The sequence below is a fragment of the Pseudoalteromonas arctica A 37-1-2 genome, assembly GCF_000238395.3.
GTDB classification, from domain to species: Bacteria; Pseudomonadota; Gammaproteobacteria; order Enterobacterales; family Alteromonadaceae; genus Pseudoalteromonas; species Pseudoalteromonas arctica.
Window position 1 is genome coordinate 2,562,809 of sequence record NZ_CP011025.1, and the last position, 15,382, is coordinate 2,578,190.

12 protein-coding genes are annotated in these 15,382 nt (G+C 38.8%); 2 read left to right on the plus strand and 10 right to left on the minus strand.

What is annotated here, in order from left to right:
- The first annotated feature begins 325 nt into the window (after nucleotides 1–325).
- The gene (locus tag PARC_RS11555) at nucleotides 326–1,972 is read left to right on the plus strand and encodes a tetratricopeptide repeat-containing response regulator (RefSeq protein WP_024591593.1); all 1,647 of its coding nucleotides are present in this window, start codon (nucleotides 326–328) and stop codon (nucleotides 1,970–1,972) included.
- Nucleotides 1,973–1,976: 4 nt separating this feature from the next.
- On the opposite strand, the gene msrB is transcribed toward PARC_RS11555, so the two are convergent.
- The 10 genes from msrB to PARC_RS11605 form a co-directional block, all read right to left on the minus strand.
- The gene (gene msrB, locus PARC_RS11560) at nucleotides 1,977–2,417 is read right to left on the minus strand and encodes a peptide-methionine (R)-S-oxide reductase MsrB (protein ID WP_010555368.1); all 441 of its coding nucleotides are present in this window, start codon (nucleotides 2,415–2,417) and stop codon (nucleotides 1,977–1,979) included.
- Between the two features lie 147 nt (nucleotides 2,418–2,564).
- Nucleotides 2,565–3,005 carry a hypothetical protein gene (locus PARC_RS11565; RefSeq protein WP_007584019.1) on the minus strand — a complete coding sequence of 147 codons (441 nt, stop codon included), beginning with the start codon at nucleotides 3,003–3,005 and terminating at the stop codon, nucleotides 2,565–2,567.
- A gap of 2 nt (nucleotides 3,006–3,007) precedes the next feature.
- Complete coding sequence (locus PARC_RS11570) at nucleotides 3,008–3,526, minus strand: DUF2919 domain-containing protein (protein ID WP_007584017.1); 519 nt, start codon at nucleotides 3,524–3,526, stop codon at nucleotides 3,008–3,010.
- A gap of 10 nt (nucleotides 3,527–3,536) precedes the next feature.
- Nucleotides 3,537–5,555: an NAD-dependent DNA ligase LigA gene (gene ligA / locus PARC_RS11575; protein ID WP_010555369.1), complete on the minus strand. Its 2,019-nt coding sequence runs from the start codon at nucleotides 5,553–5,555 to the stop codon at nucleotides 3,537–3,539.
- A gap of 80 nt (nucleotides 5,556–5,635) precedes the next feature.
- Nucleotides 5,636–6,403, minus strand: coding sequence for a cell division protein ZipA (zipA, locus tag PARC_RS11580; RefSeq protein ID WP_010555370.1), 768 nt, complete (start codon nucleotides 6,401–6,403; stop codon nucleotides 5,636–5,638).
- A 74-nt stretch (nucleotides 6,404–6,477) separates the two neighbouring features.
- A complete protein-coding gene (locus PARC_RS11585; RefSeq protein ID WP_010555371.1) occupies nucleotides 6,478–9,879 on the minus strand; it encodes a chromosome segregation SMC family protein in 3,402 nt (1,133 codons plus the stop codon).
- Between the two features lie 68 nt (nucleotides 9,880–9,947).
- On the minus strand, nucleotides 9,948–10,679 hold the full coding sequence (locus PARC_RS11590; RefSeq protein WP_010555372.1) for an RNA methyltransferase: 732 nt from the start codon (nucleotides 10,677–10,679) through the stop codon (nucleotides 9,948–9,950).
- A gap of 76 nt (nucleotides 10,680–10,755) precedes the next feature.
- A complete protein-coding gene (locus tag PARC_RS11595; protein ID WP_010555373.1) occupies nucleotides 10,756–12,792 on the minus strand; it encodes an FUSC family protein in 2,037 nt (678 codons plus the stop codon).
- A gap of 10 nt (nucleotides 12,793–12,802) precedes the next feature.
- Nucleotides 12,803–13,663, minus strand: a complete 861-nt coding sequence (locus PARC_RS11600) for an efflux RND transporter periplasmic adaptor subunit (RefSeq protein WP_010555374.1) — start codon at nucleotides 13,661–13,663, stop codon at nucleotides 12,803–12,805.
- Between the two features lie 5 nt (nucleotides 13,664–13,668).
- Complete coding sequence (locus PARC_RS11605) at nucleotides 13,669–13,872, minus strand: DUF1656 domain-containing protein (RefSeq protein WP_008171772.1); 204 nt, start codon at nucleotides 13,870–13,872, stop codon at nucleotides 13,669–13,671.
- Nucleotides 13,873–14,266: 394 nt separating this feature from the next.
- On the opposite strand from PARC_RS11605, the gene PARC_RS11610 reads away from it, so the two are divergent.
- The gene (locus tag PARC_RS11610) at nucleotides 14,267–15,376 is read left to right on the plus strand and encodes a YjgN family protein (RefSeq protein ID WP_010555375.1); all 1,110 of its coding nucleotides are present in this window, start codon (nucleotides 14,267–14,269) and stop codon (nucleotides 15,374–15,376) included.
- Nucleotides 15,377–15,382: the final 6 nt, after the last annotated feature.

The window sequence follows — 15,382 nt, forward strand, 5'->3', positions numbered from 1 at the left end:
CCACCACATATAAATACCATCAGACAACTTCCCTAGTAATAACTCTTTTCCCATATTAAATACGTTTAACTCCTCTTTTTACCTTAAATACATTTCATATTTTTATTAAAATCTAAATTTCCATATCAAAGCACTCATCAAATATAGCGTTATCAATTTTACTTATTTAGTTTTTAATTATGTTATTCGGCTCAGTACCTTCGTAGTTAGATAAACGTATTAGGCAAAGTTAAGTACCTAATAAATACAGCTATCATTTAAATTCCCTTGTAAGGAGTTAAACTGTTGATTATAGTCTGTGTTAAATACAATTACGCTTAAGCCAATGCCAACTAAGATCTATTCAAAAGCCAAAATACTTATAGTAGAGGAGCAGCCACTTGCTCAAAGCTATATGAAACAATCGTTAGAAAGGCTTGGCTTTCGGCAGTTGCGCTTTGCTGATCATGCAAATTCTGCGAAAGAGCAGTGTTTAAGTGAAGAATTTGATCTAATCGTTTGCTCATTCAACTTAAATAAACACCAAGATGGCTACCAGCTTTATGAAGAGCTACGTGTAAAGCAACTCATAAAAAGCTCGACTGGCTTTATTTTTATCTCAGCAGAAACAAGCGGCTCACTCGTTCATAGTGTTCTTGAGCTGCAACCTGATGACTTTTTAGTTAAACCTTTTACAGTACAAGAGCTTAAAATACGCATTGAACGAATCTTAAAGCGTAAACACGACTTGCAAACAGTGTATTCATTAATTGATGATGGTAACGATTCAAAAGCTATTAAGTTTATTGATACCGCTCTGGATAAAAAAAATAATAATTACAGCCCTATCCTACTTCGTTTAAAAGGTGATGCCTTACTTCGCTTAAAGCGCGCTCAAGATGCGAAAGACTTTTTTAAGTCTGTTCTCGACATTCAAAAATTTGCTTGGGCAAAAGTAGGCTTAGTAGAAGCACTTATAGCGAATAACGAACATATTTTGGCGCAGCGAATGCTCAAGACAATGTTAGAGCGCCAAGAAACTCGTTTAGTAGCCCTTGATTTGTTGGGCAGATTAGAAATAAAGCTAAATCAGTTTGAGCTAGCACAAAGCTTTTTAAGCCAAGCTGCAGAAATTGCACCGCGAAATATCACACGCCAAAAATCGCTAAGTAATGTGTCGCTAATTAATCACGACTACGAAAAAAGCTATTTAACTCAAAAAGATATAGCCACCTTTGCAAAACACTCAATACACGACCACCCCGATGTATATTTGAATGCAGCACGTGCAGGTATCGACTTTGCGCTAACGACTGATCAAACCGATCAAATTCAACGAATTTCTAGGCAAACCAATCAGTACATTAATGATTTAAAAAAACAGTTTCCTAATAATACAAATCAAGCTCAAATTGATGTACTTAATGCACGACTCCATTACTTAAAAGACGAGCATCAAAAAGCGAAAAAGCTAATTGAACAACTTGATGATGACGATACTCATATCCGATCGGTTGATGGCGCACTTGATAAAGCAAAAGCATTTCATGAACTGGGGTTTCATCAAAAGGCGCAAACCTTATTCACACAAATAATTAGCCACTGTGAAAGACATCCCGCAGTTAGCGACACAACTTACTTACGTTATATTCAGCAGCAACAAAGTGAGCGACGCGATATTAAAATGGGTCCAAAAGAGCTTAATAACCATGCCGTTAGTCAATTTAATAAAGGCCAATTAAATACTGCGTTGGAAGCTTTTACACAAGCGTTTAGAGTCATGCCTCGTAATCAAAGTATCGCACTTAATTTATTACAGTGCCTATTTGATTCAACTAAGCAATCTGGCAGCTCATTTAATATGGATCTTGCTAGAAGGTGCTACGCCCTTCTTGATAAAACTAAATTACAAGCAGATCAGACGCAGCGTTTAGATAAGATTTTGCACATAGCAAAAGAAATGAATTTAGATATTCAAAGCGCTAGTAAATAAAATATTAGAGCTTTTTCATTGATGCGGCATTAACGCAATAACGTAAACCCGTTGGTAATGGACCATCTGGAAAAATATGGCCTAAGTGCGAATCGCACACGTTACAAACCACCTCTATGCGCTCCATACCATGACTTGTATCGCTTACATAGCCAATCGCTTCAATTGTCGCAGGTTGCGTAAATGACGGCCAACCAGTACCACTATCAAACTTCTCATCAGCATCAAACAATAGATTATCACAGCAAATACACACATACTTGCCAGGTTCGAGTAATGTACAACTACCCGAGCTACCTGGGCGCTCTGTTCCCTTTTTACGTGTTACGTAATATTCATCTTCTGATAGTTGCATCCGCCACTGCTCGTCAGTTTTGACTACTTTTTCACTTGGGGTAGGGTTGCCATTGGTGGCAAAGTTAATAACATCATTCCACTTCAACATAATAGCCTCATTGAATAGTTGATTAGCTATACTTTATAAAGTCATAAAAAGTACGGCTAATTATTACGTTATTTAATACACTAAAGATCAGCTAAGGAGTGTTGACCGTTTAAGACTAAAACTCGTTCAATCTTAAAGGTAATTTTCTTAGCTAAAGGTAATATTTTGTTTTTCTGAGTCGGTAAGTATTCGTTTAATAAAACTATCTAGCTCTGCTTTTTTTACAGGTAAACTAACACTCATTTGGCGCTCGTTATTACTGTAAATTATTAGCTCATCATCCTTTGTCGTTATACGTTCAATACTCTCAATAACTAACCAATCTGGACCGTGCTTTTTATCAAAAAATCCCATCAAACTAAAAAGTAATAAGTGTTGGGCGTCTCGCTGAATAAAATCCTCTAACCTGTTTCTTGATTTAAATAAAGGCGTTAACCTATAAACGCTTGAGCAAAAAACAAATACCCATAACCCAAATAACGCTTTAAACCACATAAACTCTAAAAGCTCAGTGCTAATCATTAAAATAATAAGCACAAAGCCTATTATCGATATAGCTATCGCTATTTTTTTATTTACGGCGTCCACAACTAATCCCTTTTAAGTCGCTTTTTTTCTTCTGATGCCTTTTCTGTCGGCTCAGGCCAATCATTAAAGAAAACAGTTAAATAGCGGCTTTTCACCAAATACCATAATACCCATAAAACAATCATCATTTGTACTGCTAAAAATGATGAAAATCGATAATGGCTATGCGCTGCTTGAACACTTAACCATGTTAAATCAACAACTGCACATAAAATAAGAGGCCAGCGCATATGTCGCCATATTCTTGCTAACCTGTTGCTTGCACTGTGTGAATCTCGTGGTCTGCGTAAACAAAATAAAATAGTCGGTATTATTGCAATACTTCCAATCGTTATTGCGATAAAAAAATCATTTTTATTTTTAAAAAATAACGACATTAAATCTAGTTCAGGCCTGCGGCTTAAAGCCGCAATAACCCAAATAAAATAACTGCGTAATAGCACAAGCACACTTAAATGAAATGCAATAGGCGTACGGTAACTTCCGTACTTATCCCAGTATTCTGGCCCATATCGGCTCATTGTCATTTTCCTAACCGTTATGCTTTATAAGCAACTCAATTAATTCATCTTCAGTTAGTATGTCTATGCCTAGGTCTTGTGCTTTTGTTAGTTTTGAACCTGCTTTTTCACCCGCCACTAACGCATCTGTTTTAGCCGATACGCTACCAGACACCTTGGCACCAAGTTGTTGTAATCGTGCTTTTGCATCATTGCGGTTAAGTGTATTAAGCGTACCTGTAAGTACATATGTAAGCCCAGCGAGCGGCTGTTCTTCCTCAGAAGGTGCGCTCAACGCTGGCCAGTTTACACCTTGATCTATCAGCGCATTAACAACTGCTAAATTATGCTCTTCATCAAAAAAACCACGAACATGAGCAGCTACTATTTCGCCTACATCACTTACTTGCGTTAAACTATCAATGCTGGCATTTATTACATTTTCAAGGGTTAGAAAGTGATTAGCTAAATTTTGTGCTGTCGCCTCCCCGGCTTCTCGAATACCTAATGAATATAAAAACTTAGCAAGCGTAGTGCCTTTAGCCTCTTCAAGTGCTGTTACTAAGTTTTTAGCTGACTTAGGTCCCATACGTTCAAGTGACTCAAAATGCCCCTGTTTTAAAATAAACAAATCAGCAGGCGTTTTTATAAGTTCTCTATCGACTAACTGATCAACAATCTTATCGCCAAGACCATCTATATCCAGCGCTTTGCGCGAAGCAAAGTGCTTAATAGCTTGCTTACGCTGTGCAGGACATACAAGTCCACCCGTACAACGGGCTACAGCTTCGCCTTCAACCTTTTCAACATGAGAATCACAGATTGGGCAAGTCGTCGGGAATTCGATATCTCTGGCATCATCAGGTCTGCGTTCAAGTACAACTTGAGTTATTTGTGGGATTACGTCTCCAGCACGGCGAATAATAACTGTATCGCCTACTTTTACGCCTAAACGTGCAACTTCATCACTGTTATGAAGCGTTGCATTTGATACGGTAACGCCACCCACAAACACAGGCTTTAAACGTGCAACAGGTGTAATGGCGCCAGTACGACCGACTTGAAAATCAACATCAAGTAGTTGGGTTATTTCCTCTTGCGCCGGAAACTTATACGCAATAGCCCAACGAGGAGCACGTGCCACAAAGCCTAAACGCTCTTGTAAGGTCTTTTTATTTATTTTTATTACTACGCCATCAATTTCATATTTAAGCTCACCACGACGCGTTAAAATATCGCTGTAATACTCAAGCGCGGCTTTTGGACCTTCAACTAATTTTGTTTCTGGGCACAAAGGTAGCCCCCAATCAGTCAGCTTTTCTAATTGCTGATAGTGATCCTCAGGAATGCTGCCATCAGCAACAAGCCCGGTGCTGTACGCATAAAACATGAGTGGGCGTTTAGCGGTAATTTTAGAGTCGAGTTGACGCAAACTCCCCGCGGCTGCATTACGCGGGTTAACAAATACTTTTTCACCGCGTTTTTGCGCTTCAGTATTCAATTTCTCAAAGCCAGCGCTGTCCATAAATACTTCGCCGCGAACTTCAAGCTCTTTTGGGTAATCACCACGTAGCTTGAGCGGTACATTACGAATGGTTTTAACATTTTGAGTAATGTTTTCACCGGTAAAACCATCACCTCGAGTAGCCGCTTGTACAAGCACACCATCGCGATAAATAATTGATACAGCTAAACCATCAAGTTTTGGCTCACAACAAAAAGTAAGCTCATCAGTACTCATTAAACGCTCTTTTATACGGCGATTAAACGCAGTAAATTCTTCTTCACTAAAGGCGTTATCAAGTGAGAGCATGGGTACTTGGTGCGCTACTTGTTCAAATTTACTAAGTGCTGCACCGCCTACTTTTTGTGTAGGTGAGTCGGCGGTTAAAAATTCAGGATGCTCGGTTTCAAGTGCGCTTAGTTCGCGTAATAACCTATCGTATTCAGAATCAGGAATACTGGGGGTGTCGAGCACATAATAATTATAGTTGTGTTGCTCTAATGTAGTACGAAGATGATTAACTTGCTCACTAATGCTGCTAGACATTTAAACCTCAATAAACATAAAAAAAGCCACTTTGACGATTCACCGTCCAGTGGCTTATAAAAATATAATGTATGCGTTATTTACGCTGAAAAAGAACGAACCTGCTCAACATATTGTCTTACGCGATCTACTGTCATTTCATTTCGCTCAGCATCTAAAATTTGCGCACCAAATTCATCCGCTAACTTTTTAGCTGCGCTGTGTAACATATTAAATGCAGCTAGACCATCGCCGTCGCACGGTAATGTCATAAATAAGCTTACCCCAGCGGTACTAAACTGTTCCATATTATCAATATCAAACGTACCTGGGTTGTACATATTTACTAATCTAAATAAAACAGGGCCTTGGCCAGCCGGATCTAAGTGGCGATTAAAAAAGCCTTCCTCAGAATATTTAAAACCTAAAGTGTTAACTGCTGGCAATAATTTACTGCCCTGCATGCTAAGCTCTTCTGGCATTTGAATATGTACGATAACAAAGTCAGACATTTGAGCAGGTGCTTCTTCAGCGCTTTGCTCTTTTGCTTCTAGGTCATCAACTATTTCTAGGTCATATTCAATCGGCACTTCTGGCACGCTTGTATCTATTTGCGGCTCATTTGCATCAAAGTTAAGCTCGCCAAACTGTGGCTCATCACGTTCGTCTTGCATTGGCTCTTTTGGTTCAGCCTCAGCTCGAAACGGTTTAGATGAAGCTGATGCGCTTTCTTGTAATGGCTCAACCCGCTCGTTATCAGATACTTCTGGGCGGTCTTTTTTTCTCACAGACCACAATCCATGTATTAATAAACCACCAATGACAACTACACTGATAATGATTAAAACCCATCTTAATTGTTCGGCCATCCCCTCACCTTTTATTATTTGATATGCCTAAAACCTGTATATTAATTAAAAACTAATACACTTGTTATAAAAATTTATGCATGTGCAAGTTGCACAGCTTGCTCTATATCTACAGCAACCATACGCGATACGCCAGGTTCTGCCATAGTAACACCTGTTAATCTACCAGCCATTTCCATCGCAATTTTATTATGACTAATATAAATAAACTGCACTGATTGTGACATTTCTTCAACCAAACGGCAAAAACGCACAACGTTGGCATCATCTAATGGTGCATCTACTTCGTCCAGCATACAGAAAGGAGCTGGATTGAGCCTGAATATAGAAAACACTAATGATAATGCGGTCAGCGCTTTTTCTCCACCACTTAACAAATGAATTGTTGAATTTTTCTTACCCGGTGGTCGTGCCATTATACTAACACCACTTTCGAGTAAATCGTCACTGGTTAATTCTAAATACGCACTACCACCACCAAAAACTTTAGGAAATAGCTCTGCAAAGTCTTCGTTAACTTGATCGAACGTCGCTTTAAAGCGTGTTTTGGTCTCACTATCAATTTTACGAATTGCACCTTCAAGGGTACTTAACGCTTTTGTTAAATCATCTAATTGACTATCAAGATAATCACTACGAGCTTTAGCTAAATCAAATTCTTCAATTGCCGCTAAGTTTACTGCACCTAATTTATCTAACTGATTAGTAAACCCGGTTAACTGATTTTGCGCTGCACTTAAATTCAATGAATCAGGTAATTCATCAAGTATTGCTTTTAAGCTTTGCTTTAGCTCTTCTAATGGTTCGAGCGCAACTTGCGCTTTTATTAGTAAGCTTTGCTCTTCAATTGTTAGCTTTTGATGCTGCTCTTGCAAGCCCACCAGCTCACCTTGTGAGTTTTTAAGACTTGCTTGCTTGGTGTTTAAACTTTCTTTAGCGTGAGCTAATTCTTTTTGTAGCACTACTAGTGCCTGCTCGCCTTTTTGATGCTGCGCTAAAAACTGCGTTATTTTATCGCTAAGCTCTTGCTCTGGGATCAGCAGCTCTTCTATTTCATTGAGTAGTTCTTGCGCACCTTCAGATGCACTAACGTGCTCCTGCTCTGCATGGCTCAATTTGGTTTGGCTTAACTGCCATTCACTGCGTGCCTTTTGCTCTGAGAGCGTTGCCTTATGCGCTTGCGTTTTATATTGCTCAAGCATGCTTAATGCTTCGCTATAACTTTTATCACTTTGTGAGCGCAGGCTATTTGCAGCGTCTACCTCATCCGCTAAGTTAAGTTGCTGCTCATTTAACACTTCAAATTGCTCTGTTTGCTCATCAAGCACGTTATTTAATTGCAAAAGCGCAGTGGTTAATTGCTGTTTTTGTTGCTGTAGCTTTTCTAGTTGAAGCTTAAAGTACGCTACTTGCTGTTTGAGCATATCGCTGCGTGTACCGGCTACTGCTATATTTTGCGCAAGCTCATGTATGGCTTCTTTTAGCTCGCTTTGCTCGTTAATTAACTTTACTTGCTCGGCTGTATGTCCATCACGAGTGTGTGTTACTTGTTTTAGCTCACCCTCGGCATTGGTTAACTGCTGAGCTTTATCCTGCAATTGCTTATGTTTTAAAAGTAATGAGTTTTCGGCATTTCGATCGGCACTTACATGCCAGTTACGACCATATAAAGCACCGTTTTTATCCATAACGGCTGTATAATAAGCATCTTTTAACAGCGTTAGATCACCGCTCTCGCTATAAGCAATGCGCGTTAAATGATCTGGGTACACGCCGCTTGTTATGAATGCCGCTAAGCTATTTTCAGCAATGTGCTTACCACTAATTGGCCACACACTATTATCAGCTTGCTGCTCACTTACATTTAAGTGCTCTAGCGATTTAAGTGCTTGCTCTATTAAGGGCTCAAAGCCTTCTTTAACACTTAGCTGATTAAACAAACCATTAGTACTTTCACTTTCTTCATCAAACCCTAATGTACTTTTAAGCCCCGTTATACTGGCTTTTAACTCATTTATTGTTTGAGTAAGCGTCGAATATTGCTTTTGTGAGTTATTAACACGCTCATTTTGCACTTCAAGCTGAGCACTGCACTGCGTGTGCGCTGTTTGTTTAGCGGCAAGTTCTTGGGTTAATGTTTGTGTTTGCTGTGTTTGCTGCGTTAATTGTTGTTCTACATCGCTACTTTGTAAGTCAGTAAGCTGCGCATTTAACTGATCAATTTGCTCGTTAACGTGGCTTATTTGCTGCTGAGTTTGTTTAATGTGACTGCTATGCAGTTGCGCATTATTATTAAGTTGTTGCTGTTGCTCACACAAAGTTTGCCAGTGTATATTGTGGCGCTGCTTCAGTGCTAATAATTCCTCAAGCTCATGCGTTAACTTCCTAACTTGCTCTTCGCACATTAACGCGTTTTCACTTGCCTCTTGCAGGGCTTCATTTAGTTGCTCACACACAATTTGCTGCTGCGTTTTAACTTCAGTGCTATGGGTTTGGCGTTGCTGTAATTTAATTAAATTTTGTTTAAGCGTTTGAGTTTGTTGCTTTACATTTATTTGCTGTTGCTCAGCGCGGGTAAGCTCGGTGTGTATTACATGTTGCTGATGCTGTGCATCGCTTAGTTTATCTTGCTGAGCTTGTACTTGCCCTTCTAAGCTTGCAAGTACATCGTCATGCCCTGAGTTAGCGGTTTTAAAAAAAGAAATTTGATCGTTCAGTTTTTTAATTAGAGTACTTTTTTCAAGTTGCTGCTGATGTAACTTTTGCCATTTTAAAACCGCAATTTGCCCTTTTAACGTTCGCTCTTGCGCTTTTAACTCGCGGTATTTTTTTGCATCAACCGACTGCACAGCCAATTTATCTAATTGGCTTTGCAGCTCTTTACGCACATCTAACAAACGCTCAAGGTTTTCGCGGGTGCTTTTAATGCGTGTTTGTGTTTCACGGCGGCGCTCTTTGTACTTAGAAACGCCAGCGGCTTCTTCTAAAAATACGCGTAATTCTTGTGGTTTACTTTCTATTAAGCGCGAGATCATCCCTTGCTCAATAATTGCGTAACTACGCGGACCAAGACCTGTACCTAAAAATATATCGGTAATATCACGCTTACGGCATTTACTGCCATTTAAAAAGTACAGCGATAGCCCGTCGCGCGTTACTAAGCGTTTAATTGCAATTTGGTTTCGATCAGCAAATGTGTTTGAAGGACTACCTTTATCGTTATCAAAAACAAGCTCTACAGAAGCTTGTGATATGGCTTTACGATTAGTTGAGCCATTAAAAATAACGTCGGTCATGGCATCGCCACGCAGGTTTTTAGCAGAGCTTTCACCTAGCACCCATCGTACTGCATCAATAACGTTAGATTTGCCACAGCCATTAGGGCCTACAACACACGTCATTTGATCAGGAAATGGAATTTTAGTGGGCTCTACAAACGATTTAAAGCCCGCTAATTTAATAGTGCTTAAGCGCATCTTATTGTTATTACCAATTTATTATTGTTATTTGTCATAAACAATTTAACCCATAATTTACTAATAGATTAAGCTTGTCGTTTAAAGTTATCTAAAATAATACCGGTCGCCATTGCAACATTAAGTGACTCTGCTCCACCAAAAGCGGGAATGGTGATTTTATTGGTCACTAACTTTGCACATGTCTCGCGTATACCATGCGACTCACTGCCCATTAGCAAAACGCCTGAGCCCGTAAATTGGGTTTTATGTACACTTTGTCCATCTAAAAAAGCACCGTAAACAGGTAAATTTAAAGACTGTAAGTAATCAGGTAAATCTACTTGGCTTACCGATACCCTTACAAATGAGCCCATTGTGGCGCTAATTGTTTTAGGGTTGTAAGCGTCTGCGCTGTCGGTGCTAGTTACTATATGTTTAATACCGTACCAATCAGCTACTCTAATTATTGTGCCTAAGTTACCAGGGTCTGATACGCCATCAAGCGCGAGTATTAAGCCATTTGCTTGTGGTAAAGCTGCCTTTGGCATATCAACAATAGCAATGGCTGCATTATTGCTAACTAGCGTGCTCGCTTTAGTGAGGGTCTCTTCATCCGCTTCAATAAAATTAGCGTGCTGATACTCACCTTGGTACGCATTTATAAATTCGTTTGTAGCAAAAATATTAACCGCATTTAATGGGCTGTTTAATAACTCAAGTACGTTTTTTTCACCCTGTACAAGGTATTGATTATATTGCTTTCGGTACTTTTTTTGGCCAAGTTGGCGAATAAGTTTGAGTTGGTTTTTTGAAATCATAACAGCCCCATAAAATTATCCAGCAAGTATAACAGATTTCGTTATAACATCTGAACTCGAAAAGCAGCGAATAGGGCTAATTTATCTTACTCGCACTTCTTTCAAAGGTCAGATTAATGCGAATAAACATCCCTTTTATTGCCTCTAATTGGTTTGAATCACCAACAGATAAGGCTAATTCGTTATAAAGATTATCAGACGCTTGCTTAAAGTTTTCATCAAACTTACCTTTGGTAGCCAGCATAAATGCATCAGCCAACGTGCGTTGCCACTCATTTAAGTATTTTAGCTTTGTGTCACCAGCAAGGTTTTCGCAAATTGAGTTTAATCGCACTGAAGCATGCCCTAAGTTTAGACCGGTAAGAGCCATATCGGTAATAGCGCGTGAGTGTGAGCCCTGATCGTAATTAGTTAAGCGTATTAACCTATCTGCCATGCGGCGGTTGTACCAAATACTCGGAGTTTGATGGGTATTTATTTCGAGTAAATCTTTATAGGTAGCCTTAAAAACACGATGAACAAGTAACTGAACACTTGGCCCTGTAAATAACTGAAAAATCCAAAATAAAATACTCACGCCAGCAAAAATAGCGATTGCAGAGCTGAGTGTATAATCAATTGAAAACGCAAGGCTCATATCTGTGCTGGGTCTAACCAAAATAGTAAATGGAATACAAAACCCTAAGCCGTATGGCAGCGTTTGTTGATCAGCGAGTAACAGCAAACCCAAAAAATACGGACCAGCTAATACAAGCAATAATATTTCTAATTGCCCACCACTTTGCGACAGTAAATTTAACGCATAAAAAATAGTCACAAAAGTAGCAACAATTATACCTGCTAATAAACGTTTAATTACAACCTGTAAAATAGCCAAGGGTATTCGCGCCAGCATTATCGAAAATATGACCGGTAAAATCATAATTAATAATGCAGCAGAAGAGCCTGTATTAATCCAAATAAATGCGCCGATAGAAAACACCAAAGCAGTTCTAAATCCAACAATAATGCCAGCTAATGGGTCACGATATGTAAGCATACTGGGTGCATTTAATAATGTTTTATCGCGTTGTTCTAAAGATCTGTATGCGCGTAGTAAAATTGTTAAGTCGGCTGCCACTTCTAAGCTTACGTTGAGCATGTGAGATTCAAATGGCGAATCACACACCGTATTTGCTCTATAGTCGGTTAGCTCTTTACGCAGCGTTTTAACTTGTTCGGCGCAGTAATCAAAATCGTCAGATTCTTTAATTTGCGCGAATACGTGTTTAAGTTTACTTATTAATTTGTCTAATGTGGGAGTAATAAGGTCTGCGTGGTTTCGTTGCAGGCGACCAATTATTTGAATTGAAGCCAGTAAAGAAAGTACTTTTTGCGACAATTGATTTGCAGCACGTGAGCGCCCTGGACCTTTTGGCCCTTCGTACCTTACTGCGCTAGAGTCTTCGTTTATTGATCCTAATGTTGCCATAATGCCATCTATTTGCTGATGGCGATTTTCGTGCGAGCCTTTAGAATCAAGCTCAGTTACTAAATAATCTAACGTTTGGTTTATAACCGACCGCGCTTGTACTTGCAGTAAGTGTTTAACTTTTACAGGCCAAAACAAATGGCTCACAAGGCCTGCACATATTGAGCCTATTACTATTTCACTCACGCGCGCTTGTGCAATATCAAATATGCTTTGGCTGCTCACCATTGCCGGAGTAACCATGACTAAAAGTACAATAATAGCGGCTGTTACACCTGCCATAGCAAACGCATAAACAAAGTTTGCTTGGCGTACCATTGCCGATAACGCAGAGTTCACCCCTAACCATAATGCAAGTGCACCAAGCGCTAAATAAGGGTAGAGAATTAGCTGAGTTAAAAGCAATATGCCAAATAAACCACCCACTATGGTGCCTATTATTTGGCAAATTGCTTTTTCAATAACTAATCCGCTTTGCGGGCGTAATTGCAAAAATATAGCCGAGACTAACGCCCAATAAGGTCTTTCAAGATTAAGCCACATAGCAATAGTAAGCGCCATTACCATGGCTATAACGCCCTTAGTCGCAAAAATAATTGCCTGTTTTTTAGGAAAAAACAAATTTTGTAATACAACGCCCACTGTCTTCCCCTTAACGTGTAGCGAGATGTATTGTGGCGGTCATTCCTGCGCTTAACTGTGTATCTTCGGGCAATGAATCTAATTTAATATCAACAGGAATACGTTGCGATAAACGTACCCAATTAAATGTTTGTTGTACTTGTGGTAAAAGCTGTCCGTTACTTTGTGTATTCGTATTTGCAATTGCTTTACCTACACTCACTACATGCCCCGTTAATTGCTTACCACCGCTTAGAAGCGCTATTTTAGCTTTTTGATCAGGATAAATAAGCGGTATTTTACTCTCTTCAAAGTAACCCGTTACGTAAAATGAATCTGACTGCACGATAGCAAACACAGGTGTGCCTTGAGCTACATAGTTACCTTGGCGTAAATTCAGATTAATTATTTGTCCCGATGCAGGCGCAACAATTTTAGTTCTATCAACATTTAATTGCGCAATTGTTTGCTCTGTTTTAGCTAGGTTATAATTTGCCTCAGCAATTTTAGTATTGATACGTGTTGATTCTAGCGTTTCTTCACTTATTGCCTGTTGAGTGTTTAGCTCAACACGTCTTTCGTATTTATGTTTAGCAAGCTCCCATGTATATAGCGTATTTTCTGTATTGGCTTTACTTTTATCAAGCGCTGCTTGGTAACGCTTTTGATCAACATTAAAAAGTACTTCGCCTTTTTGTACGTTTTGACCATCTTTAATGTTTAAAGTTGTAACCCAACCCGACACGTCTGGAGCAACTGTAACTATGTCTGCTCGAATGCGACCGTCGCGCGTCCAAGGAGTATGCATGTAGTCAGTCCATACCCAACGCCCAGCAAAAACCGCAGCTATAACAACCAATATAGTAAAAGTAATACGCAGATATTTAATCATTCAATTTATCTTCCACTTAGTAAATAGACGGCCAGTGCCAAGTAACAAACAAATAGTGACACTTCAAACCAAGCCACTTTCCAAATACGGTCATGCCAATCTAGTCGATGCAAAGCAAAACGAGTCAGCGCTGTTAAAATAAACGCAATTGGGAAGTAAACAATCAGCGGGCTAAACTCTAATCCCCCTAACACGACTGCTTGAAACATAATAAATATCCTAATGTTATTTAAAGCGGTGATAAAAGCTGTAAAACCTAAATAAATTTACATCCCCACTACTCTTACAATCTATTATTTTGGCATATAAATCAATTAGCTTAATTGTACGTAGGTGTGCTTAATACATAATTAATGCCATTACATTTAAGCAGCATTAACTATGTATAGTAGCTAAATCGCATATTAAAAAGCTAAAGATCCCAGTTACCAGCCAAATAAATAAAACCAGCGAGGTTTATTTATAAAAAAGTATTAGAGTATTTAACTCAATACTTAAAACGCCTATTTATAGCTGTTTACAGAAGGGTGAGATAATTATAAACATTGAATTTTGCACTAAAAATGGGTAAATTAACAAAAAAACAACATGGATATAATTTTAATGGAATCAATACACCCTACCCCATCTGAAACAACCCCACCAATAAATGAGCCTGCTGAACCAATTTTTAGCGGAAAAGTGCAGTTTAGTGGTAAAGGCGGTGAGTTTTTTGGAATTTGGATTGTAAATATATTACTTAGCGTTATTACGCTTGGCATATACTCAGCGTGGGCTAAAGTACGTACGCATCGCTATTTTTACGGCCACACCCGCATAGATGGTCATAGTTTTGACTACCTAGCAACGCCAATACAAATTTTAAAAGGTCGGATTTTAGCGGTTATTGTATTTTTTATTTATACATTTTCTATTAGCTTTATGCCTATTTTAGGCCTGTTTATTGCTCTTGGTTTTATCTTTTTAATGCCATGGATTATTAACCAAGGTTTACGTTTTAATCTGCGTATGACCCGCCATCGTAATGTTCGCTTTGCTTTTAAAGGCAGCTATGGCGAAGCCTTTGTTAACTTTATACTTTTACCTATTGCCAGCATATTTACGCTTTATTTATTAATGCCTTACGTTATAAAACGTATTGATAGCTATATCCATAGCAATATTAGTTATGGCGACAAACCGCTTACTGTAAATCTAAAAGGCGAAACCTATTACTTAACAGCGCTTATTTGCTTTGTAGTGAGCTCTATCACCATGGTGGTATTTATGGGGATTTTAGGATTATTTGGCCTCAACTTATTAGATGTTGAAAATGCACAAAATTTAGAAAACTCCCCTGCTATGGTTATGCTTCCTATCTTTATGATGATTGCCTATGTGCTAATGATTGCCATTGTTTCTGCTGTATGGCACGCCGCTATTAGAAATCACATTTTTGATAACAGCTATTTTGAAGGCGTTGCTACATTTAAATCAGAGCTAAAACCAATTCCTTTCGCTGTTTTACTATTAACTAATATGTTGGCTATTGTATTTTCTTTAGGCCTTGCATACCCATGGACAAAAGTACGTACATCAAAAATGCTCGCTGATGTAACTAACGTCACTATTTATCCTGGTGCATTAAACCTAATTGATACCGCGCAAGAACAGCAATCATCATTTGCTGAAGAAGCTGCAAACGTATTTGATATTGACCTTTCTCTAACTTAAGAGCTC

Coding starts and splice junctions, on each gene's coding strand:
- PARC_RS11555 (WP_024591593.1), top strand. CDS start 326: ATGCCAACTAAGATCTATTCAAAAGCCAAAATACTTATAGTAGAGGAG.
- PARC_RS11570 (WP_007584017.1), bottom strand. CDS start 3,526: ATGAGCCGATATGGGCCAGAATACTGGGATAAGTACGGAAGTTACCGT.
- PARC_RS11610 (WP_010555375.1), top strand. CDS start 14,267: ATGGAATCAATACACCCTACCCCATCTGAAACAACCCCACCAATAAAT.
- msrB (WP_010555368.1), bottom strand. CDS start 2,417: ATGTTGAAGTGGAATGATGTTATTAACTTTGCCACCAATGGCAACCCT.
- PARC_RS11590 (WP_010555372.1), bottom strand. CDS start 10,679: ATGATTTCAAAAAACCAACTCAAACTTATTCGCCAACTTGGCCAAAAA.
- ligA (WP_010555369.1), bottom strand. CDS start 5,555: ATGTCTAGCAGCATTAGTGAGCAAGTTAATCATCTTCGTACTACATTA.
- zipA (WP_010555370.1), bottom strand. CDS start 6,403: ATGGCCGAACAATTAAGATGGGTTTTAATCATTATCAGTGTAGTTGTC.
- PARC_RS11585 (WP_010555371.1), bottom strand. CDS start 9,879: ATGCGCTTAAGCACTATTAAATTAGCGGGCTTTAAATCGTTTGTAGAG.
- PARC_RS11605 (WP_008171772.1), bottom strand. CDS start 13,872: ATGTTTCAAGCAGTCGTGTTAGGGGGATTAGAGTTTAGCCCGCTGATT.
- PARC_RS11600 (WP_010555374.1), bottom strand. CDS start 13,663: ATGATTAAATATCTGCGTATTACTTTTACTATATTGGTTGTTATAGCT.